General features: G+C 64.7%; 25 protein-coding genes, 1 tRNA gene and 1 pseudogene. 19 read left to right on the plus strand and 8 right to left on the minus strand.

Annotation, left to right across the window (positions count from 1 at the left end; genetic code table 11):
* Positions 1-69: 69 nt before the first annotated feature.
* The 12 genes and pseudogenes from exbB (at position 70) to CK222_RS05645 (ending at position 12,899) form a co-directional block, all read left to right on the plus strand.
* Entirely contained in the window at positions 70-1,068 is a 999-nt protein-coding gene (gene exbB, locus CK222_RS05590; RefSeq protein ID WP_245432963.1) for a tonB-system energizer ExbB, read from the plus strand.
* 7 nt (positions 1,069-1,075) lie between these two features.
* Positions 1,076-1,555, plus strand: coding sequence for a TonB system transport protein ExbD (gene exbD, locus CK222_RS05595; RefSeq protein WP_095799680.1), 480 nt, complete (start codon positions 1,076-1,078; stop codon positions 1,553-1,555).
* Positions 1,552-2,529, plus strand: a complete 978-nt coding sequence (locus tag CK222_RS05600; RefSeq protein WP_095799681.1) for an energy transducer TonB — start codon at positions 1,552-1,554, stop codon at positions 2,527-2,529. The genes exbD and CK222_RS05600 overlap by 4 nt, the downstream gene beginning before the upstream one ends.
* Before the next feature lie 159 nt (positions 2,530-2,688).
* Positions 2,689-3,783, plus strand: coding sequence for a transporter substrate-binding protein (locus CK222_RS05605; RefSeq protein WP_095799682.1), 1,095 nt, complete (start codon positions 2,689-2,691; stop codon positions 3,781-3,783).
* Complete coding sequence (locus tag CK222_RS05610) at positions 3,780-4,382, plus strand: ANTAR domain-containing protein (RefSeq protein ID WP_066998217.1); 603 nt, start codon at positions 3,780-3,782, stop codon at positions 4,380-4,382. The genes CK222_RS05605 and CK222_RS05610 overlap by 4 nt, the downstream gene beginning before the upstream one ends.
* A gap of 19 nt (positions 4,383-4,401) precedes the next feature.
* A complete protein-coding gene (locus CK222_RS05615) occupies positions 4,402-5,268 on the plus strand; it encodes an ABC transporter permease (protein ID WP_176478976.1) in 867 nt (288 codons plus the stop codon).
* On the plus strand, positions 5,265-6,185 hold the full coding sequence (locus CK222_RS05620; RefSeq protein ID WP_067323079.1) for an ABC transporter permease: 921 nt from the start codon (positions 5,265-5,267) through the stop codon (positions 6,183-6,185). The genes CK222_RS05615 and CK222_RS05620 overlap by 4 nt, the downstream gene beginning before the upstream one ends.
* A gap of 33 nt (positions 6,186-6,218) precedes the next feature.
* Positions 6,219-7,862, plus strand: coding sequence for an ABC transporter substrate-binding protein (locus CK222_RS05625; RefSeq protein WP_095799683.1), 1,644 nt, complete (start codon positions 6,219-6,221; stop codon positions 7,860-7,862).
* Positions 7,852-8,796: an acetamidase/formamidase family protein gene (locus CK222_RS05630; protein ID WP_095799684.1), complete on the plus strand. Its 945-nt coding sequence runs from the start codon at positions 7,852-7,854 to the stop codon at positions 8,794-8,796. The genes CK222_RS05625 and CK222_RS05630 overlap by 11 nt, the downstream gene beginning before the upstream one ends.
* Before the next feature lie 151 nt (positions 8,797-8,947).
* Complete coding sequence (locus CK222_RS05635) at positions 8,948-10,756, plus strand: ABC transporter ATP-binding protein (RefSeq protein WP_095799685.1); 1,809 nt, start codon at positions 8,948-8,950, stop codon at positions 10,754-10,756.
* A gap of 129 nt (positions 10,757-10,885) precedes the next feature.
* Positions 10,886-12,279 (plus strand): annotated as a pseudogene (locus CK222_RS05640) (multicopper oxidase family protein).
* Positions 12,280-12,404: 125 nt separating this feature from the next.
* On the plus strand, positions 12,405-12,899 hold the full coding sequence (locus CK222_RS05645) for a hypothetical protein (RefSeq protein ID WP_095799686.1): 495 nt from the start codon (positions 12,405-12,407) through the stop codon (positions 12,897-12,899).
* 54 nt (positions 12,900-12,953) lie between these two features.
* Here CK222_RS05645 and CK222_RS05650 read toward each other — a convergent pair whose 3' ends face one another.
* Positions 12,954-13,133 (minus strand): hypothetical protein, encoded by a 180-nt coding sequence (locus CK222_RS05650; RefSeq protein WP_095799687.1) that lies wholly within the window; start codon positions 13,131-13,133, stop codon positions 12,954-12,956.
* 276 nt (positions 13,134-13,409) lie between these two features.
* Here CK222_RS05650 and CK222_RS05655 point away from each other — a divergent pair, with 276 nt between their 5' ends.
* Positions 13,410-13,745, plus strand: coding sequence for a hypothetical protein (locus CK222_RS05655; RefSeq protein WP_127239488.1), 336 nt, complete (start codon positions 13,410-13,412; stop codon positions 13,743-13,745).
* Positions 13,746-13,781: 36 nt separating this feature from the next.
* Here CK222_RS05655 and CK222_RS05660 read toward each other — a convergent pair.
* Positions 13,782-13,857 (minus strand) — tRNA-Ala (locus CK222_RS05660).
* A 140-nt stretch (positions 13,858-13,997) separates the two neighbouring features.
* Here CK222_RS05660 and CK222_RS05665 point away from each other — a divergent pair.
* Complete coding sequence (locus CK222_RS05665; RefSeq protein WP_067002157.1) at positions 13,998-14,288, plus strand: YggT family protein; 291 nt, start codon at positions 13,998-14,000, stop codon at positions 14,286-14,288.
* Positions 14,289-14,297: 9 nt separating this feature from the next.
* Positions 14,298-14,609, plus strand: coding sequence for a DUF167 family protein (locus CK222_RS05670; RefSeq protein WP_095799689.1), 312 nt, complete (start codon positions 14,298-14,300; stop codon positions 14,607-14,609).
* A 106-nt stretch (positions 14,610-14,715) separates the two neighbouring features.
* Here CK222_RS05670 and CK222_RS05675 read toward each other — a convergent pair whose 3' ends face one another.
* The 3 genes from CK222_RS05675 to CK222_RS05685 are packed head-to-tail and all read right to left on the minus strand — an operon-like array spanning position 14,716 to position 17,447.
* Complete coding sequence (locus CK222_RS05675) at positions 14,716-15,597, minus strand: MurR/RpiR family transcriptional regulator (protein ID WP_067001412.1); 882 nt, start codon at positions 15,595-15,597, stop codon at positions 14,716-14,718.
* A 9-nt stretch (positions 15,598-15,606) separates the two neighbouring features.
* Positions 15,607-16,674: a sn-glycerol-3-phosphate ABC transporter ATP-binding protein UgpC gene (gene ugpC / locus CK222_RS05680; protein ID WP_095799690.1), complete on the minus strand. Its 1,068-nt coding sequence runs from the start codon at positions 16,672-16,674 to the stop codon at positions 15,607-15,609.
* Between the two features lie 2 nt (positions 16,675-16,676).
* A complete protein-coding gene (locus tag CK222_RS05685) occupies positions 16,677-17,447 on the minus strand; it encodes an SDR family oxidoreductase (RefSeq protein WP_095799691.1) in 771 nt (256 codons plus the stop codon).
* 170 nt (positions 17,448-17,617) lie between these two features.
* Between CK222_RS05685 and CK222_RS05690 the strand changes: the two genes are divergently transcribed.
* The 4 genes from CK222_RS05690 to CK222_RS05705 all read left to right on the plus strand — a co-directional run bounded on the left by CK222_RS05690 (position 17,618) and on the right by CK222_RS05705 (position 22,451).
* Positions 17,618-18,847 carry a sugar ABC transporter substrate-binding protein gene (locus tag CK222_RS05690; RefSeq protein ID WP_095799956.1) on the plus strand — a complete coding sequence of 410 codons (1,230 nt, stop codon included), beginning with the start codon at positions 17,618-17,620 and terminating at the stop codon, positions 18,845-18,847.
* Between the two features lie 304 nt (positions 18,848-19,151).
* Positions 19,152-20,021: a sugar ABC transporter permease gene (locus tag CK222_RS05695; RefSeq protein ID WP_067002161.1), complete on the plus strand. Its 870-nt coding sequence runs from the start codon at positions 19,152-19,154 to the stop codon at positions 20,019-20,021.
* A complete protein-coding gene (locus tag CK222_RS05700) occupies positions 20,018-20,845 on the plus strand; it encodes a carbohydrate ABC transporter permease (RefSeq protein WP_095799692.1) in 828 nt (275 codons plus the stop codon). Before CK222_RS05695 ends, CK222_RS05700 begins: the two co-directional genes overlap by 4 nt.
* A 79-nt stretch (positions 20,846-20,924) precedes the next feature.
* The gene (locus tag CK222_RS05705) at positions 20,925-22,451 is read left to right on the plus strand and encodes a M81 family metallopeptidase (protein WP_095799693.1); all 1,527 of its coding nucleotides are present in this window, start codon (positions 20,925-20,927) and stop codon (positions 22,449-22,451) included.
* 109 nt (positions 22,452-22,560) lie between these two features.
* Here the strand turns inward: CK222_RS05705 and CK222_RS05710 are convergent, their stop codons facing one another.
* From CK222_RS05710 to CK222_RS05720, 3 genes are all read right to left on the minus strand, one after another.
* Positions 22,561-24,615, minus strand: coding sequence for a M3 family metallopeptidase (locus CK222_RS05710; protein WP_095799957.1), 2,055 nt, complete (start codon positions 24,613-24,615; stop codon positions 22,561-22,563).
* A gap of 80 nt (positions 24,616-24,695) precedes the next feature.
* Positions 24,696-25,112: a hypothetical protein gene (locus tag CK222_RS05715; protein ID WP_095799694.1), complete on the minus strand. Its 417-nt coding sequence runs from the start codon at positions 25,110-25,112 to the stop codon at positions 24,696-24,698.
* 10 nt (positions 25,113-25,122) lie between these two features.
* Positions 25,123-25,764 (minus strand): carbonic anhydrase, encoded by a 642-nt coding sequence (locus CK222_RS05720; protein ID WP_067001427.1) that lies wholly within the window; start codon positions 25,762-25,764, stop codon positions 25,123-25,125.
* Positions 25,765-25,810 lie beyond the last annotated feature (46 nt).

Genomic DNA, 25,810 nt, shown 5'->3' on the forward strand with positions numbered 1-25,810 from the left:
AGTTGACTCGCTAACTCATGTTTTCTAGTCAGACGGCATTGGCGTGCAATGATGAAGCGAGGACTAGCCTTGTCCCGGAACAGTCTTTTTGTGGTGCTGGCCGCGTTCGCCATTCTTGCGGCCGGCTCCTTTCTTCCCGACGTCGCGCTGGCGCAGGAGCAGCCGGCACCCGCGGCACCGGCCGCACAAGCGCCCGCTCAGCAGCCCATAACAGCTCCGGCAGCCGTGCAGGCAGCTCAGGCCCCGGCCGCGGCACAGCCCCCGGCGACGGAGGCACCAACCGCTGCCGCACCGACCGAACCGCGCGTTCAGCCGGCGCCGGGCACTGCCGGGGGCGAAGAGACTTCCGCCATTGCGCTGACGCTGCCGCATGACCTGTCGCCCTGGGGCATGTTCATGAATGCCGACATCGTGGTGAAGGCGGTGATGGTCGGACTTGCTCTCGCTTCTCTGGTCACCTGGACGATCTGGCTCGCCAAGTCGCTGGAGATCCTCGGCGGCAAGCTCAAGGCGCGGCGCGCGGCGAACGCGATCGGCAATGCCGCGACGCTGATGCAGGCCGGCCGCGCGCTCGGCCACAGCGGCGGCCCGGGCGCGCTGCTGGTGCGGGCGGCGGAGGAAGAGCGCGCGCTCTCGGCCGGCGCGTTGGATCACATCTCGGGCGACGGCCTGAAGGAGCGCGTCACCTCGCGGCTGTCGCGCATCGAGGCGGCAGCGTCCCGGCGCATGTCGCGCGGCACCGGCCTGCTCGCCACCATCGGCTCCACGGCGCCCTTCGTCGGCCTGTTCGGCACCGTCTGGGGCATCATGAATGCCTTCATCGGCATCTCGCAGGCGCAGACCACCAATCTTGCGGTGGTGGCGCCGGGCATCGCCGAAGCCCTGCTCGCCACGGCAATGGGTCTGGTGGCTGCGATCCCGGCGGTGGTGATCTACAACGTCTTCGCGCGATCGATAGCCGGCTACAGGCAGATCCTCGCCGACGCCTCGGCAGGCGTCGAGCGGCTGGTCAGCCGCGACCTCGATTTTCGCACGGTGCCGCCGGCAACCGCGTTGGCAGCGGAGTGAGCGGCCAATGGCGGCGCGGATTCGCGAGACGGCCGGCGACGATCTCGAGGAAAGCCACGAGATCAACGTCACCCCGTTCATCGACGTCATCCTGGTGCTTTTGATCATCTTCATGATCGCGGCTCCGCTTGCGACCGTCGACGTCAATGTCGACCTGCCCGGGTCGACGGCGACGCCGGCGCCACGGCCGGAGACACCGCTGTTCCTGACGCTGAAAAGCGATCTTTCTCTGGCGATCGGCAATGAGGCTGTGCCGCGACCGAGCTTCGCCACCGTGCTCCACAGCCGCACCAAGGGCGACAAGCAGACCCGCATCTTCCTGCGCGCCGACGAGACGGTGGGCTATGGCGAGCTGATGGAGGTAATGAACCTGCTGCGCGCTGCGGGCTACCTCAAGATCGCGCTGGTCGGGCTGGAGACGGCGTCCGGCACCGGGGCTGCGGCCGCCATCTCCGCGCCGGCGACAAGCGGAAGCGCGGCGCAATGACGCAAGCGATCGCCGCCTTGTCCACCCAGCCACGCTTCGGCTTCCGCGAAGCCGGTCTGTGGGCAAGCGCGGCCACGGTTATTTTCGCCGCACATGTCGCGGTCGCTTATGCGGTGCAGAATCTGAGCTTTACCGAGGTGCCGGACGGCGGCCCGCCGCCGGCGCTGGCTGTCGAAATGGCGCCGCTGCCGACGACGCCTGCCGTGCCGGAAGAGGCGGCCATGCTGGACACGGTCGCGCCGGACCAGCCAGATGCGGCGGAGGAGACGGAAAAGCCCGCCGAAGTGAAACCGGTGACCGATCCGGCGCCGGTCGTGAAAAGGGTCGAGCCGGTCGCCGAGCCGCCGGTCGTTTCCGACAAGGCGGCGGAGGCCGAACCGGCGGAGACAGCAGCTGCGCTCAGCGAGCGGCCGCCGCTGGACGAGGTCGTGCCCGACCCTGTCGAGACAGCTACTCCCGACGTCGTCGTTCCGCTGCCGCAGCCAAAGCCTTTCGAGGCGCAGCCGAAGGCAAGCCAGCCCGTCGAGGCGAGGAAAAAAGTGGAAAAGAAGCCGGTCGAAAAGCCGAACCAGAGGAAAAGGGCAAAGGCCGCGCCGCCAAAGGCCGTGACGATGGCCGGCATCGATGCCAACGCAGGCGCGAAGGCCGCCGCGCCGCAATCCTCCGACTCGGTGTCGCGATCGAGCGTCAGCCCGTCGCGCTGGAATTCCAACTTGGCGGCATGGATCAGGCGGCATACCCGCTATCCGAGCGCGGCGCGCTCCAGGCGCGTCGAGGGCACGCCTACCGTAACCTTCACGGTAGACGTCTCCGGCAGGGTGGTCTCTGCCCGGCTGGCGCAATCCTCGGGCGATCCGGATCTCGATCGCGCCGCGCTCGGCGTGTTGCAGGGCGCGTCGGTGCCGGCGCCGCCGGCCGAACTCGGCGCCCACGTCACCCGCACCGCGCCTTTCGTCTTCAGCCTGCGCGATTAGATGCCCCGCCGCGCCATGCAACTTTGAGGCTTGACTGGCGGGCGGTAGGGAATAGGGTAGCTGCGAACATATCGGCCTCGGTCGCCGGACGGCAAGAATGCCTCGTATGCCTCGCCTGTCGGCGGCGGCTGCGGGGCTTTTTCATTTTTGGGGCATTGCTTGAAACGGCGTATCGAGATCGGCGTCCTCTATTCGCGATCCGGCAGCTACCAGCTCGTCTCGGACGCGTGCCGTACGGGCGCGATGCGGGCGATCGCCGACATCAATGCCGACCGAAGCTGCGGGATCGAGCTGGTGCCGGTCGAACGCGATCCGCAAAGCAATGCCGACCGCTACGCCTCATTTTGCGAGGATATCTTCCGGACCAGCAGCGCCCGCCACGTGATCGGCTGCATTACCTCCTGGAGCCGCAAGGAGACGATCCCTGTGCTGGAGAAGGCGGGCGGCATGCTCTGGTATGCCTGCCCCTATGAGGGGTTCGAGGCCAACGAGCATGTCGTCTACATGCATGCCTGTCCGAACCAGCATCTGGTTCCGCTGATGGCTCATGTAGCGCCGCGTTTCGGCGCCAACGGCTTCCTGCTCGGCTCGAACTATATCTGGGGCTGGGAGATGAACCGCGTCGCGCGCGACCTGATCGCCGACGCTGCGGGCAAGGTGCTCGGCGAGCGCTACCTGCGCATCGGCGAAACCGACGTTTCGCGCCTGATCGATGAAATCCGCGCCACGCGGCCGAATTTCATCCTCAACAACCTCATCGGCACCTCGTCCTATGCCTTCCTGGCGGCATATCGCGACTTGGGACGCGAGAATGCGGCCTTCAAGGCCGATGCCTGCCCGGTTATATCCTGCAATCTCACCGAGGGCGAGTTGCCGGCGATCGGCGAAACGGGCAGGGGCCATTTGTCGGCCGGACCCTATTTCGCGCCGCGCCCGGCTGCCTTCGCCTCGTCCTTCGAGGCGTCCGCCTATGCATCGGTGCAAGTGATGGCGGACGTGCTCTCCGGCGATCCCGACGCCGGCCCGGCGGCGTTCTCAAAAGCCTTCGCCGGGCGCCGCTTCACGACCCGCCTGGGGCCTATCGCAATCGATCCGCACACGCAGCATGCAACCCTGCCGGTGATCATCGGGCGCATCGCCGATGGATTTTTCGAGGTCGTCAGCCGCGAGGAAGAGGTGGCGCCCGATCCCTATCTGTCGCGTTACGACCCGGCGAAGACCTTCGGCCGTCCGCGGCTCAGGGTGGTGTCGTGAGCCGGTCCGCACGCATCCCCAATCTCGGCGGCGCGCGGGCCTTCGTGCTGCATCGCCCGCACGCGACGGTGCAGGCGATCACCAGGCAGCTGTCGGCGATCGGCCTTGAGGCGGTCGAATGCTGGCCGCAATTGCCGGCAGAGGCGCTTGCCGCGGATTTCGTCTTCTTCGACGCCGATCTCGGCTTCGACGAGCAGTTCCCGTGGCAGCCGGGCGAGGCGCCGATGCCCCTGGTGGCGCTGATCGGTTCGGAAGCGCCGGGCCGCATCGAATGGGCGCTGTCGCAAAAAGCCGACGCGCAATTGTTGAAACCGGTCGGCAATGCGGGCGTGTACAGCGCGCTGCTGATCGCCCGGCAAAGCTTCGAGGCGGGGAAACGGCTGGCCGACGAGATCGCGTCGCTGCGCCAGCGCGTCGGCGAGCGCCAGACCATCGTGCGCGCGGTCGCGGCGCTGTCGAAAGGCAGCGACGACGATCGCGCCTATGCGCAGTTGCGGTCGCTGGCGATGAGCTGGCAGATCAGCGTCGAGGAAGCGGCCCGGCGGATCGTGGCGATGACGGAAAACGAGGATGGCGGTGACCAATCCCATCGCGCCTGATCTCCCGGCGCCGGGCCAAATGCCGGTCAAGCCGCGCGCCGGCGTCTGGCGCCGGCTGCTCAAGCGGCCGCTGGCGCTGCTCGGACTCTTCATCGTCGCCATCGTGCTTGCTGGCGCCATCCTGGCGCCGTGGCTGACCGGCTACGATCCCAACGAGCAGATGTTCGACGGACTGACGCTGGAAGGTTCGCCCTTGCCGCCGAACGCCAAGTTCTGGCTGGGCACCGACCTGCTCGGCCGCGACCTGTTGACCCGCATCCTGTTCGGCGCCCGCACCTCGCTGATCATCGGCATCGTCGCCAACGGCGTGGCGCTTCTGATCGGTACGCTGGTCGGCGTCACGGCCGGTTATTTCCGCGGCTGGATCGGCAGCGCGCTGATGCGCTTCACCGACCTGATGATGGCCTTCCCGGCACTGCTTCTCGCCATCTGCCTGGCGGCGGTGTTCGAGCCGAGCCTTTGGATCGTTGCCATGGTGATCGCGCTGGTCAACTGGGTGCAGACCGCGCGCGTCATCTACACCGAAACCTCGTCGCTGTCGGAGCGCGAGTTCATCGATGCCGAGCGCACGATAGGGGCGAGCGCGCCGCGCATCCTGTTGCGCCATATCCTGCCGCATCTGCTGCCGACCATCATCGTCTGGGGCACGCTCGGCATCTCGACCACGGTGCTGCTCGAAGCCACGCTCAGCTATCTCGGCATCGGCGTGCAGCCGCCGACGGCCTCCTGGGGCAACATCATCTTCGAGAACCAGACCTATTTCCAGGCGGCGCCCTGGCTGGTGTTCTTCCCCGGCGCCGCGATCCTGGCGCTTGCGCTTGCCTTCAACCTGATCGGCGACGCGCTGCGCGACATCCTCGACCCGACGCAGAGGGGGCGGGCATGATCGCCTATCTCGGCCGACGTCTCATCCAGTCGCTGCTCATCCTGCTCGGCGTCTCGCTGATCACCTTCGCGCTGCTCTATCTGCTGCCGGCTGATCCAGTGCGCCAGATCGCCGGCCGCAGCGCGACGCCCGACACGGTTGAAAACATCCGCAGGCAGCTCGGCCTCGACCAGCCCTTCATCGTCCAGTACTGGCACTATCTCACAAGGCTGCTCAGCGGCGATCTCGGCCGCTCCTACATCCAGCGCTCGGAAGTCACCGAGCTCATCGTCTCGCGGCTGCCGGCGAGCCTGCTTCTGATGGTCGGCGCCATCCTGTGCGAGCTCGCGATCGGCCTTACCATGGGCCTGATCGCCGCCGTCAAGCGCGGCACCTCCACCGATCAGACCTTGATGGTCGCCTCCTTCGTCGGCGTCTCGGCGCCGCAATTCGTCGTCGGCCTGCTCCTGCTCTATGTCTTCGCCGTCCGGCTCGGCTGGTTCCCGATCGGCGGCTACGGCAGTTGGCGGCATCTTGTGCTGCCCTCGCTGACCATGGGCATACTCGGCGCCGGCTGGTATGCGCGCATGATGCGCTCGTCGATGATCGACGTTCTGCGCCAGGACTATATGCGCACCGCCCGCGCCAAGGGCCTGGCGCGCGGCGCCATCCTGTTCCGCCATGCGCTGCCCAACGCCATCCTGCCGGTGGTCGCCATGATCGGCATCGACATCGGCGTCTTCATGGGCGGCATCGTGGTGGTCGAAAGCGTCTTCGGCTGGCCCGGCATCGGCCAGCTCGCCTGGCAGGCCATCCAGCGCGTCGACATCCCGATCATCATGGGCGTCACCCTGGTCTCGGCCTTCGCCATCGTGCTCGGCAACCTGCTGGCCGACGTCATCGCGCCCTTCATCGACCCCCGAATTAAACTCAGATGAACAAGGCAACAACCAGAGAAAGGGAACAGTGACATGAGACGATTTCTGGCATCCACCGTGGCGGCCTCGGCGCTTGCGCTGATGCTCGGCATGGCAAGCGCGCGCGCCGACGACGCGATCGACCCTAACGCCAAGCAGGGCGGCGCCATCACCATCACCTACAAGGACGATGTCGCGACGCTCGATCCGGCGATCGGCTACGACTGGCAGAACTGGTCGATGATCAAGAGCTTGTTCGATGGCCTCATGGACTATGAGCCCGGCACCACCAAGCTGAAGCCCGACCTTGCCGAAAGCTACGAGATCTCGCCGGACGGCAAGACCTTCACCTTCAAGCTGCGCCACGGCGTGAAGTTCCACAATGGCCGGGAGATGACGGCCGACGACGTTAAATACTCGCTCGACCGCGTCACCAATCCGAAGACGCAGAGCCCGGGCGCCGGCTTCTTCGGCTCGATCAAAGGCTATGACGAGGTCGCCGCCGGCAAAGCGAACAGCCTCTCCGGCGTCACCGCGGTCGATCCCTATACGATCAAATTCGAGCTGACCCGCCCGGACGCCACCTTCCTGCATGTCATGGCGATCAATTTCTCGCATGTGGTGCCGAAGGAGGAGGTCGAGAAATACGGCGCCGACTTCGGCAAGCATCCGGTCGGCACCGGCGCCTTCAAGCTTGCCGAATGGACGCTCGGCCAGCGCATCGTCTTCGAGCGCAACCCCGACTACTGGCACAAGGGCCTGCCGCATCTCGACAAGATCACCTTCGAGATCGGCCAGGAGCCGATCGTGGCGCTGCTGCGCCTGCAGAAGGGCGAGATCGACGTGCCCGGCGACGGCATTCCGCCGGCCAAGTTCCAGGAGGTGATGAACGATCCGGAGCAGAAGGCCCGCGTCGTGGTGGGCGGGCAATTGCACACCGGCTACATCACCATGAACACCACCATGCCGCCCTTCGACAATGTGAAGGTGCGCCAGGCGGTGAACACGGCGATCAACAAGGACCGCATCGTTCAGATGATCAACAACCGCGCGGTGCCGGCCAATCAGCCGCTGCCGCCGTCGATGCCCGGTTACGACAAAGCTTTCAAGGGCTACCCCTATGACGTCGCCAAGGCCAAGGCCCTGCTTGCCGAGGCCGGCCACCCCGATGGCTTCGAAACGCAGTTGTTCGCCATGAACACCGACCCCAATCCGCGTATCGCGCAGGCGATCCAGCAGGATCTGGCGGCCATCGGCATCAAGGCCAGCATCCAATCGCTCGCCCAGGCCAACGTGATTGCCGCCGGCGGCGACAAGTCCGGCGCGCCGATGATCTGGTCGGGCGGCATGGCCTGGATCGCCGATTTCCCGGATCCGTCCAACTTCTACGGACCGATCCTCGGCTGCGCCGGCGCGGTGCCGGGCGGCTGGAATTGGGCGTGGTACTGCAACAAGGATCTCGACGCCAAGGCGGCCGAAGCCGATTCGGTCGTCGATCCGGCAAAGTCCGCGGATCGCGAGAAGATGTGGAGCGCGATCTACGACAAGATCATGGAGGACGCGCCCTGGGCGCCGGTCTTCAACGAGCAGCGCTTCACGCTGAAGTCGGCCCGCATGGGCGGCGCCGACAATCTCTATGTCGACCCGGTCCATATCCCGATCAACTACGACAATGTGTATGTGAAAGATGTGCAGTAACTGCGACTACACCATCCACGGGCGCCATCACCACTTCGGCTGGGACAATTCCTTTGCCCCGGCCGAGCGCGTGGCACCTGGCTCGACGATCGAGTTCCAGTGCCTGGATTCTTCCGGCGGGCAGCTCAAGGCCGACAGCACCGTCGGCGATATCGCCAATCTCGATTTCGGCATGATCAACCCGGTGACCGGGCCGATCTTCGTCGAGGGCGCCGAGCCCGGCGACGCGCTGAAGGTGACGATCGAAATGTTCAAGCCGTCCGGCTTCGGCTGGACGGCGAACATTCCGGGCTTCGGTCTGCTTGCCGACGACTTCAAGGAGCCGGCACTCAACATCTGGAAATATGACCCCGGCTCGCTCGAGCCGGCGCTGTTCGGCAGACAAGGCCGCGTGCCGCTGAAGCCGTTTGCCGGCACGATCGGCAACGCGCCGGGCGAGATGGGCCACCATTCGGTGGTGCCGCCGCGGCGCGTCGGCGGCAATCTCGACATAAGGGACCTTGCCGCCGGCACCATTCTCTATCTGCCGGTGGAAGTGGCAGGCGCGCTGTTTTCGGTCGGCGACACGCATGCCGCGCAGGGCGACGGCGAAGTGTGCGGCACTGCGATCGAGAGTCCGATGGACGTCGTGCTCAAGCTCGACCTGGTGAAGGACGCGCGGCTGAAGACGCCGCGCTTCACCACGCCGGGCCCGGTGACGCGGCATCTCGACGCCAAAGGTTATGAGGTGACGACCGGGATCGGGCCCGACCTGATGACCGGCGCCAAGCAGGCGGTCAGTCAGATGGTCGACCTGCTGGCCGGCCGATACAAGCTCGACCCGGTCGACGCCTATATGCTGGTCTCGGTCTGCGGCGATCTCAGGATCAGCGAGATCGTCGACATGCCGAACTGGGTGGTGTCGTTCTACTTCCCGCGCTGCGTGTTTGAATGAGAGGTCGGCGCCCCACCCCCGCCCCGCTGCTTCGCAGCGACCCTTCCCACAAGAGGGAGGGTAAAACGCCAGCGCCCTACCTCCCCCTCGTCGGGAGGTCGGACCAAAGGTCCGGGTGGGGACCGGCGCTCCGACTTGCTCGGGGAGAGCAATGACGCAAAGCGTTCGCGAAGTTCCATCAGCGCTGGCCGGCGAGGCGGTGCTGGAAATCGCCGGCCTCAGCGTCAGCGTGCGCGGCGAGGATGGCGAGCGCGAGGTGGTATCCGGCCTGTCGCTGTCTCTCAAACGCGGCGAGACGCTGTGCATCGCCGGCGAGTCCGGCTCCGGCAAGTCGATGACCGCGCTGGCAATCATGCAATTGCTGCCGCAGCCGGCCGGCCGCATCGCCGCCGGCACGATCCGGCTTCGCGATAAGGATGGCAGTGCCGTCGAGCTGACGGTGCTCGACGAACGGCGCATGCGCGACATCCGTGGCGACCGCATCGCCATGATCTTCCAGGAGCCGATGACCTCGCTCAATCCGGTGCTGTCGATCGGCCGGCAGCTCACCGAGTCGATCGAGGCGCATACCGGTGTATCCCACACGGAGGCCAAGCTGCGCGCGGTCGCGGCGCTAAAGGCGGTGCGCATCTCCGAGGCCGAAAGCCGGCTGAAACAATTTCCGCACGAGCTGTCCGGCGGCATGCGCCAGCGGGTGATGATCGCGATGGCGCTGGCGCTCGAACCCGCCGTGCTGATCGCCGACGAGCCGACGACGGCGCTCGACGTGACCGTGCAGGGCGAGGTGCTGGAACTGCTGCGCGACCTGCAGCGCCAGCACGGCACCAGCGTGATCCTGATCACCCACGACATGGGCGTCGTGGCCGAAATGGCCGATCGGGTGATCGTCATGCGCAACGGCCGCATGGTCGAAGAGGGGACGACATCGGCTATTTTTGTCAGGCCGCAAGCCGCGTATACGCGCGAGCTCCTTGCCGCCGTTCCGCGCATCGGCTCCGGCGCGCGCCCCCGGGCTTCCGGCGAGTCCGACGTGGCGGCAATGCAAGACAAGGTGGCGGTCGTGAAAGACCTGCATGTCCGCTTCGACCTGCGCGGTGGCTTCTTCGGCCGCGTCAACCGAAGGGTGCATGCCGTCGAAGGCATTAGCTTCTCGATCGCGCCGAACGAGACGCTGGCGCTGGTCGGCGAATCCGGCTGCGGCAAGTCGACCACCGCCAAGGCGCTGGCCGGCCTCGTTCCTTATAGCGGCGGCGTGACGATCGGCGGACGCGAATTGTCCCGCCTCGGGCGCGACGAGCGCAAGGCGGTGCGACGAGACGTGCAGATGGTCTTCCAGGACCCTTATGCCTCGCTCGACCCGCGCATGCGCGTCGGCGAGCTGGTGGCGGAGCCGCTGCTGATCCATGGCATCGGCTCGAAGGAAGAACGGCGGGAGCGCGTGGCAGCGCTGTTCGAGCGGGTCGGTCTCTCGTCTGAGCAGATGGAGCTTTATCCGCATGAATTCTCGGGCGGCCAACGCCAACGCATCTGCATCGCGCGGGCGCTGGCGCTGAGGCCGAAGCTGATCATCGCCGACGAGAGCGTTTCGGCGCTCGACGTTTCGGTGCAAGCGCGCGTGCTCGATCTCTTGAAGGAGCTGCAGCGCGAATTCGGCGTCGCCTATCTGTTCATCTCGCACGACATGGCGGTGGTCGAAAACGTCTCGGATCGTGTCGCCGTCATGTATCTCGGCCAGATCGTCGAGATCGGCAGTCGCGACCAGGTGTTCTCCAATCCGCGCCATCCCTATACGCGGCGGCTGATCGAGGCCGTGCCTGTTCCCGATCCGTCATTGCGCCGGACACGCTTTGCCCGTCTCGACCGCGAAATTCCAAGCGCGACGCGGCGGATCGGCGAGAGCGTGCCGAAACTGGTGCTCAAGGATTTCGGCGGCGGACATTTCGCCGCCGTCGGAGATTGATCAGGATCACGGCCTGCCGCATTCAGCCTGGCATTCGATTGGCTTTCGGGAGCGGCGATCTGTCCGTTTCGGGATGTACGCGAATGATGGTAGAGCCTGAAGCCGCCACTCACCCATTCCGGATTCTCAATGTCGGTCTTCACACGCCGCAGACTCCTGCAGGGCGCCGCGGCGGCCGGCGCGGCCGGCATCGGCCTCTCGACCGCCGGCAAGTTCGCCGGCTGGGCGGCGGCGAAACCCGAACCGCTGATCTTGAAGACGGCAGGCATAGCAGCGCAGTTGATGGCCGGCGCGCCAACGAAGAATGTCCTGACCTATGGCGAGGCCGGCCCGCCGCCGGTCATCAGGATGAAGAAAGGCAAGCCATTCGCTGCGCGGCTCGTCAACGGCATCGACGACCCGACGACCATCCATTGGCATGGCATCCGCGTTCCCAACAAGATGGACGGCGTGCCGTTCATGATCCAGCCCTATGTGTATCAGGGCGATCATTTCGACTACGCCTTCGCGCCGCCAGACGCCGGCACCTTCTGGTATCACCCGCATTGCAATACGCTGGAACAGATGGGCCATGGGCTGACCGGCGTCATCGTGGTGGAAAACCCGAACGATCCTGCCTTCGATGCCGAAGTGGCGCTCAATCTGCGCGACTGGCGCCTCGGCGATGACGGCCAGTTCATCGCGCAGTTCCGGCCGCGCGATGCGGCGCGCAGCGGCACCTATGGCACGGTGCGCACGGCCAACTGGCTCGACCAGCCGCAATATGACGCGCCGGCCGGCGGGCTGGTGCGGCTGCGGGCCGCCATCACCGACGTCACGCGCATCTATGGCTTCCGCGTCGACGGCGCCGAGGCCGCCGTCATCGCGCTCGACGGCAATCCGGTGCCGCAGCGCTTTGCGCCCGACGCCCTGCAGCTCGGGCCGGACAGCGGCTGGAGCTTGCCATCCGCATGCCCGACGACGAAGGCGCGATCGTCAGCCTGCGGGATGTCAGGGGCACGAAGCCAAAAGTTCTGGCGACGCTGCGTGCGGTCGGCCAATCGCTCAGGCGCGATCTTCGCGATCTCGGCCCGCTCGAGCCCAATCCGGTGGCGGAGGTGGACGTCGCCGCCGCGAGGCGCATTCCGCTGGCGCTGAGCGCCACGGCCGAAAATGTCGCGGCCGACAGCATCTGTGGGTCGCTCGGCTATAGTTTCTGGGCGATCAACAAAGTGCCGTGGCCGGGCGACACGCCGGACCCGACCGCGCCGCTGGCCGAGCTGAAACTCGGCCAAAGCTACATCATCGACATGGAAAACCTGACGCCGCACGTGCACCCGATCCACCTGCACGGCATGAGCTTCAAGGTGCTGTCGTCCTCGACGCGCGCGGTCCAGCCGCTTATCTCCGACACCTATCTCATCCAGCCCGACGAGAAGGTGCAGCTGAGCTTCGTCGCCGACAACCCCGGCGACTGGCTGCTCCACTGCCACATCATCGAGCACCAGAAGACGGGCATGACGAGCTATTTGCGGGTGACGTGAACACGTAGAGCGATAGGCGCCCTCGCCTTTGACGGGAATTCGCGGACCTCGACGGGTTGACGCCCTTGCCCGCTTGCCTAGGTAGGCAAGAGGCGCTGGGGCGGCACGCAACTCCGACCGACGGCATGACAACTTTGCGCATTCGAAAACTTGCCCTTGTTGCGGCAGGCATCTCCATCCTGTCGTCCTGCGTCATCCCCGACGATACGTCGCGGGTCGCGAAAGAGGATGCCACCACGGCCGCCGCCCGCAGGGAAATGGTCGGCCTCAGCGAGGCCGATGTCCGCATGTGCGCCGGCTTTCCGACCGCGACCGCCGATGTGGGACCTTCCGGCCAGATCTGGACCTATCAGCGCAGCGTGCAGCGCGGCAATCTCAACATCGCGGTGCCGACCATGGCCCTGGGCGCTATCCCCGCGGTTGGAGGGTCCGTCAACGTCGCGCCCGGCGGCTATTGCAACACGCAGATTCGCATGCTCGGCGGCCGTGTCGCGGAAGTGACCTATGCCGGCGATAACAATTTGCCCAACAGCATCGATGCGCTCTGCGTCAGCACGGTGGACGCCTGCGTGGCCTATGCGCGACAGCGCAATCGCAAAGCGACGGCGGTCTCCAGATGATCGGGCAATACCGGCCACGCGGAGCGTCCAATTCGCACTTATCCTGGAGCTGTCTTAGCGTCCGCCGGGATGAATGGCGCCGGGCTCTTTTTCGGAGGCGCCGGGTGAAATTTGCCGGCCCATGTCTCTGCGGGTTTCGGGCGGCGAGGCGTCCATCAGGTTCCTGACCTTGGCGTTGTTGTGCGCATGGATGATGGCACGGCCGAGATGGAGCAGGATTCCCACCACTGACATTGATACTTCCTCCGTTGGGATGGCGGATACGTCGGCGGCGGGACGCCCAACCCAATGCGCCCCGTCTGTTTCGTGGGAATGACGCGGAAGATGGCTTCTCGTTGCCAATTCGTGACCTGGAAACAGAGCAGGCCGGCGTGCAGGACGCAGGATGCTAGTGGAAACATGATCTGACGCTCATATGTGCGGCGGGAAAGAAAAGTGATGCTGGTCGCCGCAAATCGTCCTGAATCCGAAGGTCTTTCGGCCGCCCAATTCGAGACGATGGAGAGGTCGATGAAATTGTCCGTCCTTACTCTTGCCGGCACCATGCTGGCGCTGGCGCCCGCGGTTCAGGCGGCGCCGATGATCGGTATCCCGGCTGGAGACGGCCTCGTGCAGCAGGCGCATGTGACATGCGCGTACCTGACCGAAGACGGCTATTGCGTGCGCCCGCACAAGAAGCACAAGCATTGGAAGCGCGAGCGGCACTACCGGCCGATCTATCGCACCTACGAGCCGCAGCCGTCGGACGAGTATTACTGGCGCTACGAGCGCCAGCGGCCGATTGTCCGCGTCATCCCCAGCTATCCGCGGCAGGATGAAGACAATTGGGACGATTGGGATGATTGAGCGACTGGCGGGCCCAGAGCCCGCCCTGCTTTCGGCTGGTGGAGCTGAGGGGGATCGAACCCCTGACCTCATCATTGCGAACGATGCGCTCTCCCAGCTGAGCTACAGCCCCGTTCCAGCGGATCGGCTTGTATCGGTCGCGGCGGTTTGATGTCAAGGCGAAACGGCTGCCCGGCATCGAGCGCCGAAACGGCCGGGCCTTGCCGGTTCCGCGCGCAATGGCTACATGTCGGCGACAATTTGGAGACCGGCATGATCGCCCTTATTCAAACCATCGTCATGGCGCTTGATATCTACTGGTGGATCATCATCGCCTCGGCGATCTTTTCCTGGCTCTATGCCTTCAACGTCGTCAACTCGCGCAACCAGTTTGTCGGCACCGTCGGCAATATGCTTTACCGTCTGACCGAGCCGGCGCTGCGGCCGATCCGCCGCTACATGCCCGATCTTGGCGGCATCGACATCTCGCCGATCATTCTTCTTTTGATCATCTTCTTCATCCGCCAGTTTTTGATCACCACCGTCTTCTCCTGGGTCGCTTAAGGCCGATCCATGGCCTCGCCGTTCCGTCCGCGCGACGACGGCATCGACCTTTTCGTGCGGCTGACGCCGAAGGCGGCAGTGGATCGGATCGAAGGCATTGAGATGGCCGCCGACGGGCGCAGCCATCTCAAGCCGCGTGTGCGCGCGGTGCCGGAGAACGGCGCCGCCAATACGGCGCTGGAGCGGATGGTGGCGAAGGCGCTTGGCGTGCCGGGATCGGCGGTTTCGGTGGTGGCCGGAGGCACGTTCCGGCTTAAGACGCTGCGGATCTGGGGTGATGCGGCTGAGCTGGCGAAGCGCGTCGAGGCGCGTTCCGGGTAATCCAAACTTGAGAGGCAGGGCGGGCCGGCGCCCGCCTCTGTCCTGCCGGACATTCCCCCCGCTTGGGTTCCTACTCGGGGGAGATCGGCAGTTCAGCGCCGGCGCTTCAATCTCCCAGCGGCAGCTTCGGATCGTCGACCTTCAGCGTGTTCACGCTCTGCTTGATGCGGCGCAGGTTCTCCAGCACCTTCGGCCCGCGCGATTCCGCCACCGTGGTGGCGATCATGTCGAGAATGGCAAGCAGCGCGTAGCGCGACGAGGTCGGCTTGTAGATATTGCCGTCCTCGAAAGACTGCAGCTGGATGACCGTGTCGGCGACCTTGGCCAAAGCCGAATCGGGCGCGGTGATGGCGACGGTGGCTGCCCCATATTGCTGCGCGACCTCGACCGCCTCGATGACCGAGCGGGCATAGCCCGAGACCGAGAAGGCGACCAGCGTCGTCTCCGGTGTCGCGACCGCCGCATACATGCGCTGTAACTGGCCGTCGACCTGGGCGAGCGCCGAGAGGCCCAGCCGGAACAGCCGATTTTGCATCTCCGTCGCCATCATCGAGGAGATGCCGCCGGAGCCGATGCACAGCACATTGCCGGAACCGGCGATGCGGGCGCCGACAGCCATCAGCGTCGTCATGTCGAGATTTTCGCTGGCCCGCTGGATGGCGGCGACCGCTGCCTCGGTAATGGCGGAAGCGATGCGCTGCTCCCGCGCGTCGCGGCTGAGCGGTTCCGGCGACAGGTACTGACCGCCGATGGCGATCGCCTGCGCCAAATAGAATTTGAAATCGCGCAGGCCCTCGCAGCCGAGATTGCGGCAGAAGCGGGTGACGGTCGGCTCGCTGACGCCGACACGCGCGGCAATCTCCGAAATCGCCGCCTTGGAGGCGAAATCGAGATCGGAAAGCACCAAGCCGGCCAGCCGGCGGTCCGATTTGGTGCCGTCCTGCGACATCAGTTGCAGGCGGGTGATGATGTCGGCCGGGGTCTTCATCCTTTCATCTCACAGCGGCAGGCCCGTCGCCTTGTCGAAGAGATGGATGTTGCGCGGGTCGACGCTCACTGGCAGCCGGTCACCCGGCTTCACCTGCAGCCGGTCGCGGAACACGGCGCGTACCGTGTCGTCGCCGATCGAGCCATAGACATGGGTCTCTGAGCCGGTCGGCTCGACCACGTCGACGTCGATGGCGATGGCATCGTCACGCGCGCCGATGATGAAATGCTCGGGGCGGATGCCCGCCTCGACCGTGTCGCCGCCGGACGCTGTCTTGCCGGCAAGCGCCAGCCGGCCGCCGCCTTTGGTCTCGAACCAGGACTTGGCGTCGGCGGTCTTCAGCGCGCCGGAAACAAAACTCATCGACGGCGAGCCGATGAAGCCGGCGACGAACTTGTTGGCCGGCCGGTCGTAGAGTTCGAGCGGCTGTCCGACCTGTTGGATGCGGCCACGATCCATCACGACGATGCGGTCGGCCATGGTCATGGCCTCGATCTGGTCGTGGGTGACGTAGACGATGGTCGATTTCAGCCGCTGGTGCAGCGCCTTGATCTCGGTGCGCATCTGCACGCGCAACTGCGCGTCGAGATTGGAGAGCGGCTCATCGAACAGAAAGACGGAGGGCTCACGCACGATGGCGCGGCCCATGGCGACGCGCTGACGCTGGCCGCCGGACAACTGTCTGGGATAGCGGTCGAGATAGGAGAAGAGGTTGAGCACGCCGGACGCTTTCTTCACCTTGTCGTCGATCGCGGCACGCGTCTCGCCGCGGATCTTCGGGCCGAAGCCGATATTGTCGGCGGCCCTCAGATGCGGGAACAGGGCATAGGACTGGAAGACCATGGCGATGTTGCGCTTCTGCGGCGGCAGGTCGTTGGCACGGGTGCCGCCGATCACGAGATCACCGGAGGAGATCGTCTCCAGCCCGGCCAGCATGCGCAGGAGCGTGGACTTACCGCAGCCGGACGGACCAACCAGCACGACGAACTCGCCGCTTTTGATATCGAGGTTGATGTCCTCGAGGATTTTATGCTGGCCGAAGGATTTCGACAGGTTGCGAAACTGGACATCGGTCATGGTCACGCTCCCAAAATGTCGTCGATGAAAGGCAGGTAGCCGGCTGTCAGTCCGGCGTCCACCGGCACCACGGCGCCCGTTATGCCGGATGCGCGGTCGGAGGCAAGGAAAGCCACGGCCTCGGCCACTTCCGACGCATTCACGATGCGGCCGAGCGGATAGAGCCGCTTCAGCCGGCCGAGGATCTCGGGATCCTTAGCCAGGCGATGATCCCAGGCGGCAGTGCGGATCGAGCCAGGGCAGACGACGTTGGCGCGCACGCCGCTGCGGCCAAGCTCGACGGCGATCGACTTGGCGTAGGCGTTGATGCCGGCCTTGGCGGCGGCATAGGCCGGATTGCCGAAATGCGCGATGGCGTTGACCGAGGAGATGAAGACGACGCTGCCCGAGCCGCGCGCGGCCATCGCCTTGACCAGCGGATCGGCGAAACTCATCACACCGGCGAGGTTGAGATCGAGCTCCTGTTCTATTCTCTCCGGCGTCAACGCTTTCAGCGTCTCGGCGCGCGTCCAGCCGGCATTGTTGACAAGGATATCCGGCACGCCGTCCTTGTCGAGCAGGCTTGAGATCGCCGCTTCGATCGAGGTGCGGTCGAGCAGGTTGAAAACGTGACACGAGGCGATGTGCGGGCTGGTCAGCGCCTCGGCCGACTGGTCGCAGCCGACGATGCGGCCGCCGCGCTCGGCCATCAGCGCCACGATCGCCGAGCCAAGACCGCCGCCGGCGCCGGTGACGACAATTGTCTTGCCCTCGAAATCGCCCTGCGACACCACGATCAGTGCTCCTCGCCACTTCCGACAGGAAGAGAACGCTACTCAACGAAATGTAATTAAGCAACATGATAAACTGCTTGCTTCCCCGAAAACCATCGATAATGTAGGAAAGTAACATAATCCTGTGCCCGCCGGGCCAGGCGCGAATGCGCATCATGGGAGGAGATCAGATGAGCCTTGCGAAATGGACTGTCGGCCTGTTGGCCGGAATGAGCATGCTGGCGCTTGCCGCGCCGGCCGATGCGGGCGAGGTGCGCGTCACCGTCGCCGAATACAGCGCCAAGACCGGCCCCTATTTCGAAGAGGTGAAGAAGGAGTTCGAGGCGGCCAATCCCGGCATTACCATCAAATATGAAGTGGTGCCGTGGGACGTGCTCTTGCAGAAGCTGACCACCGACATCACTGCCGGCACCAATGCCGATCTGTCGATCATCGGCACGCGCTGGCTGATCGACTTCGTGCAGCAAGACGTCGCCGAGCCGCTCGACAGCTACATCAAGCCCGAGTTCAAGGACCGCTTCATAGATACCTTCCTGCAGCCCTCGATCATGAACGGCCATACCTATGGCCTGCCGATCGCCGCCTCGGCGCGTGCCATGTATTACAACAAGGAGCTGTTCGAGAAGGCCGGCATAGCCAAGCCGCCGGCAACCTGGACCGAGTTGCAGGAGGACGCGCGCAAGATCAAGGCGGTCGGCGCCTTCGGCTACGGCCTGCAAGGCAAGGAGATCGAGACGGACGTCTATTACTACTACGCGATGTGGTCATTCGGCACCGAGATCCTCAACAAGGACGGCACGTCGGGCCTGAGCACGCCGGGGGCGCTTGAAGCGGCCAAGCTTTACAAGTCGATGATCGACGAGGGCCTGACCGAGCCTGGCGTGACCTCCAACAACCGCGAGGACGTGCAGAACCTGTTCAAGCAGGGCAAGGTCGGCATGATGATCACCGCGCCATTCCTCTCCAACCAGATCAAGGAAGAGGCACCGAGCCTGAAATACGGCGTCGCCGCCATTCCGGCCGGGCCGACCGGCGCGCGCGGCACCTATGGCGTCACCGATTCCATAATCATGTTCAAGAACTCCAAGAACAAGGACGAGGCCTGGAAGCTGCTCGACTTCCTGTTCACCAAGGAGCAGCGCGCCAAGTTCACGCAAGGCGAAGGCTTCCTGCCCGTGAACAAGGAAGAGGCGAAGATGGACTATTACGTCAACAATGCCGACCTCGCCGCCTTCACCGCGCTGTTGCCCGACGCTCGCTTCGCGCCGGTCATCCCGGGCTGGGAAGAAATCGCCCAGATCACTTCCGACGCCATGCAGAAGATCTATCTCGGCAGCGCCGAGCCGGAGGTCGCTTTGAAGGAGGCGGCAGACAAGGCCAACGGCGTACTGAAGAAATAGGGCGTATCTCCCTGCGCCCGTGGCGCGCCCCACCCCGTCGGGGCGCGCCACATCTCTCCGGCTTGGCAATCGCAGGAAAACGGGCGCGGTTTTCTGTCGGATTGCGGAAGAACGACCGGGCAATCGGTTCAGACAAGGACAATCATCGATGTCGGCTCAAACGCCGGCGAGGAATGCAAATCCTGAAGCAATTGCCCAGGAAGAACGACAGCCAAGCCGGCAGGCCAGCGAAATTCCAATGCGGGGACGTGCCTTGAGCACCAATGCCACTGCCATCTACCCGCAACGCGGTGCAAGCCAGCCGATGCAAAGCCGTATCGTGCCCTATCTGCTGACGCTTCCCAGCCTTTTGCTGGCGGCGGTGGTGATCTTCTGGCCCGTCTGGGATCTCGTGCAGATCTCGACGCATGACGTGAATCGCTTTGGCCAGCTGCGCGACTTCAGCGGCCTGGCCAATTTCCGGGCGCTTGCTGCCGATCCCGATTTTGTCGCCGCCCTGTGGCGCACCGGCCTATGGACCGTGCTGGTGGTCGGCGGGGCGCTGCTCTTGTCGATCCCGGTGGCGATCATCCTCAATACCGACTTCTACGGCCGTGGGCTGGCCCGCGTCATCATCATGCTGCCCTGGGCGGTGTCGCTCACCATGACGGCGGTGGTATGGCGCTGGGCGCTCAACGGCGAAAGCGGCATGCTAAACTCGGGGCTGATGAAGCTCGGCCTGATCAGCCAGAACATCCAGTGGCTGGCGAGCGCCGAGACCGCCTTCCCGATGCAGGTGCTGATCGGCATACTGGTGACGGTGCCGTTCACCACCACGATCTTCCTCGGCGGCCTGTCGTCGATCCCCGACGATCTCTACGAAGCCGCGGCGCTGGAGGGCGCGACCCCCTTACAGCAGTTCCGCGAGATCACCTTTCCGCTCCTAAAACCGTTCATCAACATCGCGATCGTGCTCAACACGATCTACGTCTTCAACTCCTTCCCGATCATCTGGGTGATGACTCAAGGGGGACCGGCGAACTCCACCGACATATTGGTCACCCATCTCTACAAGCTCGCCTTCCGCATCGGCAAGCTGGGCGAGGCTTCGGCGGTGTCGCTGGTGATGTTCGTCATCCTGCTCATCTTCACCATGATCTATGTGCGGCTCGCCATGCGGGAGCAACGCGCATGAGAAACGGCAAGCTGAAACGCTCGATCATCGCCTGGCTGCTGCTTGCGCCATTGATCGTGGTGACGATCTTCCCCTTCGCGGTGATGTTCCTCACCGCGGTCAAGCCGCGGACCGAAGTGCTGACGCCAACATGGTGGCCGAGCGAATTCCGCTGGTCGAATTTCGCCGACATGTGGGTGGCGACCGGCTTCGGCCAGGCGCTTCTCAACTCGCTCTATGTCTCGGCGCTGGCGACGATCGGCGCCATCCTGATCTCGGTGCCGGCGGCCTATACCATGTCGCGCTTCCGCTTTGCCGGTTATGGCGCCTTCCGCCAGTTCCTGCTGATCTCGCAGATGATCTCGCCGATCGTGCTGGTGCTTGGCCTGTTCAGGCTGATGGCCGCCTGGGGGCTGGTCGAGAGCACGACGGCACTCGGCTTCATCTACATGGCCTTCAACGTCGCCTTCACCGTCTGGATGCTGCAGAGCTATTTCGACACCATTCCGCGCGACCTCGAGGAGGCCGCCTGGATGGAAGGCGCCGGCCGCTGGCTGACGCTGCGCAAAGTGTTCCTGCCGCTTTGCCTGCCGGCAATCGCTGTGACGGCGATCTTCACCTTCATCAACGCCTGGAACGAGTTCGTCGTGGCGCTCACCATGCTGCGCAGCCAGGAAAGCTACACGCTCCCGATCCAGGTTTTCTCGCTGGTCGCCGGCCGCTACACGATCGAATGGCACCATGTCATGGCGGCCACGCTGCTGGCGACGCTGCCGGTGGCGATCCTCTTCATCTGGCTGCAGCGCTACCTGGTCCGCGGGCTGGCATTAGGAGCGGTGAAATAGCAATCCCGGCAATTCCAGGAAAACTGTGCAGCGGTTTTCCCTCCGGAATTGCGAAAAACAAATAGTCCACGGAGTTTTGATGCGCATCTTCACCGCCTCCCTGGCGACGGAAACCAACACCTTCTCGCCGGTGCCGACCGACAGGGCCTCGTTCGAGATGGCCTTCTATGCCGGCCCGGGAAAACATCCGGAGACGCCGACGCTGTGCTCCTCGCCGATAGTGGCGCTGCGCCGGCGCGCGACGAGCGAAGACCTGACCGTCACCGAAGGCACCGCCACCTGGGCGGAGCCCGGCGGCCTGGTGCAGCGGCAGACTTTTGAGGCGCTGCGCGACGAGATCCTCGACCAGCTCAAGGCTGCCCTGCCGGTCGATGCAGTGATCCTCGGCCTGCATGGCGCTATGGTGGCGCAGGGTTATGACGACTGCGAGGGCGACCTGCTGGAGCGTGTGCGCGCAATCGTCGGGCCGAAGGTGGTGATCGCCTCGGAATTCGATCCGCACAGCCATCTGACGCCCAAGCGCGTCGCGGCCTCCGACATCATGGCCTATTTCCTCGAATTCCCGCACACCGATTTCTACGAGCGCGGCGAGCATGTGGTCGAGCTCGGCCTTGCCGCGGCGCGGGGCGAAATCAAGCCGGTGATCTCGACCTTCGACTGCCGCATGATCCAGGTGCTGCCGACCAGCCGCGAGCCGATGCGCTCGTTCGTCGATAAGATCAAAGCGCTGCACGGCAAGGACGGTGTGCTGTCGGTCTCGGTCATCCACGGTTTCATGGCCGCCGACGTGCCGGAGATGGGCACGCGCATCCTGGTCGTCACCGACAACGACAAGGAAAAAGGCGACCAACTCGCCGAGACGCTGGGACGCGAGCTCTATGCGTTGCGCGAAAAGACGGCGATGACGATGCTCTCCGCCTCCGCCGGCATCGAGCGGGCGCTTGCCGTGCGTGCGGCACAGAAGGACAAGCCTGTGGTGATCGCCGATATCTGGGACAATCCGGGCGGCGGCGTGCCGGGCGATGGCACCATCGTGCTCTCCGAGTTGCTGGCGCGCGGGATCGACAGAGTCGGCGTCGCCACGATCTGGGATCCGATCGCGGTGACCTTCTGCCAGGCGGCTGGCGAGGGCGCCGTCATCGACCTGCGCTTCGGCGGCAAGGCCGGACCGCAGGCCGGCGAGCCGATCGACGCGCGCGTCACGGTGCTCAAGGCCGTCAGCGAGGGCTGGCAAAGCTTCGGGCCGAGCCGGGTGACGCTCGGGCCGGCTGCGGTGATTCGCATCGACGGCACCGAGGTCGACGTCATCCTCAACACCAACCGCACGCAGACCTTCGAGCCGGACATCTTTTCCAATATCGGCGTCGATCCGATGTCGAAGGACATCCTGCTGATCAAGTCGACCAACCATTTCTACGCCGGCTTCGCGCCGATCGCCGCCGAGATCATCTATGTCGCGGCGCCGAGTTCTTATCCCAGCAATCCGGCGGCGACGGATTACAGGAAGCTGACGAGGCCGATATGGCCGAGGGTGAAGGATCCGTGGAAGGATGAGGCTCCTCCTTCTCCCCCTGTGGGAGAAGGTATCGCCGCAGGCGACGGATGAGGGGTGCTCCAAGGAATGCTGACGTCTCACTCCGCTGGAACACCCCTCATCCGTCTCGGCGCTCCGCGCCGATCCACCTTCTCCCACATGGGGAGAAGGGAGGGGCGCGCTACACCAACCCTCTTTTCACCATCATCGCCTCGGGCGAAGGCATCTTGCCGCGGAAGGCCGTGTAAAGCTCTTCCGGATCCTTCGCTCCGCCGGCGGCGTAGATGTTCTTCCTCAGCCGCTCGGCCAGTTCCGGGTTGAAAGGATCGCCTGTTTCCTCGAAGGCGGAAAAGGCGTCGGCGTCCAGCACCTCCGACCACATGTAGGAATAGTAGCCGGCTGAATAACCTTCGCCGGCGAAGATATGACCGAAATGCGGGGTGCGATGACGCATGGCGATGGTGTTGGGCATATGCAGCTTTTCCAGCGTTTCGGCCTCGAACGGAAGCGGCTCGGCCGGCGCGTCCGGCCTTGCGTGATAAGCCATGTCGATCAGCGCCGAGGCGGTGAACTCGACCGTGGCGAAGCCGGCGCCGAAGGTGCGGGCGGCGAGCATCTTGTCCAGCAGGTCCTTCGGCATCGGCTTGCCGGTCTTGACGTGCAGCGCATGCTTTTCCAGCACCGCCGGCACCGTCAGCCAATGCTCATAGAGCTGCGAGGGCAGTTCGACGAAGTCGCGGCTGACCGAGGTGCCGGAGACCGACGGCCACGTGACGTCGGTCAGCATGCCATGTAGCGCATGGCCGAATTCGTGAAACAGGGTCTTTGCTTCGTCGACGGAGAGAAGGGCCTGCTCGCCGGCCGGCGGCTTGGCGAAGTTCATGATGTTGTAGATGACGGGCTTCGCGCCTTTCCCAAGTTTGTAGCCGGATTTCAGCGCGCTCATCCAGGCGCCGGAGCGTTTCGAGGGTCGCGCGAAGTAATCCGCCAGAAACAGGCCGCGCTCGCTGCCGTCCGCGTTCTTGACCACGAAGACGCGCGCGTCGGGATGCCAGGCGGCAATGCCCTTCTTCTCTTCGAAGCTGATGCCGAACAGCTTGGTCGCGACGTCGAAGCAGGCGTCGATCACGCGCTCGAGCTGCAGGTAGGGCTTCAGCTCGGCCTCGTCGAAGGCGAATTTCTCGGCGCGCAGCTTCTCCTGGTAGAAGCGCCAGTCCCATGCCGCGAATTTTTCGTTGCTGCCGGCTTCGGTGGCCAGCCGCTCCAGCTGCTTCTGATCGGCGGCCGCCTTTTCCAGCGCCTTTTCCCAAACCGGATCGAGCAGGTTGTGCACCGCCTTCGGCGTCTTCGCCATCGTGTCGTCGAGCTTAAGCGCCGCGAAAGACTCATAGCCGAGCAGCCTCGCCTTCTCGGCGCGCAGCTTCAGCATGTCGCGCACCACATCGGTATTGTCGCTGGCGCCACCATTCTGGCCGCGCATGATGAAGGCGCGGAAGGCGATCTCGCGCAGGTCGCGGCGCTCCGAGAAGGTCGAGAACGGCTCGTAGATCGAGCGCGACAGCGTCACCCCATAGCGACCTTTCTGGCCACGCATCTCGGCCGCCTCGGCCATCGAGCTCTTCAAGAAATCCGGCAGGCCGACGAGATCAGCCTCGTCGAGGAACAGCGCCCAGTCGCGTTCGTCGGCCAGCACATTCTGGCCGAATTTGGTGCCGAGCGAGGAGAGTTCCTCGTTGATTGCCGCCAGCCGCTTCTTGCCTTCCGCATCGAGCTTCGCACCGGAGCGGACGAAGCCTTTCCAGGTCTTTTCCAGCACACGCAACGTCTCGGCATCGAGGCTCAGCCTGTCGCGGCGCTGGTAGAGGTCGTCGATGCGGGCAAACAGCTTCTCGTTCATCGAGATCGCGGAGAAGTGCCGCGACATCTTGGGCGAAATCTCGCGCTCCAGCTGCTGGATGGTGTCGTTGGTGTGGGCGCCGGCACGACACCAGAAGATCGACGAGACATGGTCGAGCGGCTCGCCGGCGAGCTCAAGTGCAGCCAGCGTGTTTTCGATCGTTGCCGCCTCGCTGTTGCCGGCGATCGCGTCGATCTCAGCCTTGTGCGCTGCCAGCGCCGCGTCGAATACCGGCCCGAAATCATTGTCGCCGATGCGGGTGAAATCGGGCAGGCCGAGCGGGCCTTGCCAAAGCGTCAGCGGATGGGCGGCGAGGTCGACGGTCTTTGACATGGGCAAATCCATAGGCGCTTTTGGTGGGGCTGAATGCAGGGGTTATCCCGATGTAGGGCGGTGCTCGGCACCGCGCAACAACAGGATCAGTAGGCGCTGCAGTCCTGCGCGACCGCCGTCTGGGTGCTGGCGGTTATGCGGCCGCCGACGACGGTGAAGGTCTCGCGCATCAGCGTGTCGTTCTCGGGGAAATCGTAGCAGGCGAGCACCGTGGTCTCGCCCTTTTCGCTCTTCTCGATGCGATGGCGGATGGCGGCGCCGGCAACCGCGCCTTGCCATTCGTCGATCGACGCGAGGAATTCCTGCTTGTCCTGGACGACGCCGACATCGTCGAGCTTCATGTGCACCTCTTCAGAAAGCAATTCGGACAGTTCGGTGCGGTCGGCGACCAGGAGTGCCGAATACCAACGATCGATGACGGCGCTGTCATCCGCGCTGGCGCTGATCGTCGCGGACAGCAGCAGCGCTGCCGCAAGGAAAAACCTACACCAGATCCGCTCCATCAACCCTCCATCAAAGCTCCGGCCGCTCGAAATCGCCGGTCTCCTTGTTCATCACCCAGAGCTCGCCGGTCGAGATGTCGAACCAGGCGCCGTGCAGGGTAAGCTTGCCCTTGCCCTCGAGGATCGAAACGCAAGGGAATGTCCTGAGATTGGCGATCGAATAGCGGATCGAGATGCGCTCCAGCGCCGTCTGGCGCTCGGTCGCTGTCATGAAGGTGCTGGACGAGACGGTCTCGGCAGCCGGCGCGATCAGGCTCATCCATTTGCCGATGAAATCGCCGGGCGACAGCGGCGCAAAATTGGTATCGAGCGCGGCGCGGATGCCGCCGCAGCGGCCATGGCCCATCACCACGATGTTCTTAACCTTCAGGCTCTGCACGGCGAACTCGAGCGCGGCAGAGGTCGAGTGGAACTCGCCGTCCGGCTCATAGGGCGGCACGAGATTGCCGACATTGCGCAGCACGAAGAGCTCGCCCGGCCCGGCATCGAAGATCGCTTCGGGGGCCGAGCGGGAATCGCAGCAGGCGACGATCATGGTCTCGGGCGCCTGGCCCTCGCGCGCCAGCGAGCGGTAGCGGTCGCTTTCGGCGGGATAGCGGCCGCTCATGAAGTTGCGATAGCCGGTCAGCAGATGTTCGGGGAGATGGGGCATGGGCGCCTTTCCGGGTTTGGGGCGGCAGCTCGTTGCGATCGAAAAA

The organism is Mesorhizobium sp. WSM3866, from assembly GCF_002294795.1.
In the GTDB taxonomy this organism is placed as follows: domain Bacteria; phylum Pseudomonadota; class Alphaproteobacteria; order Rhizobiales; family Rhizobiaceae; genus Mesorhizobium.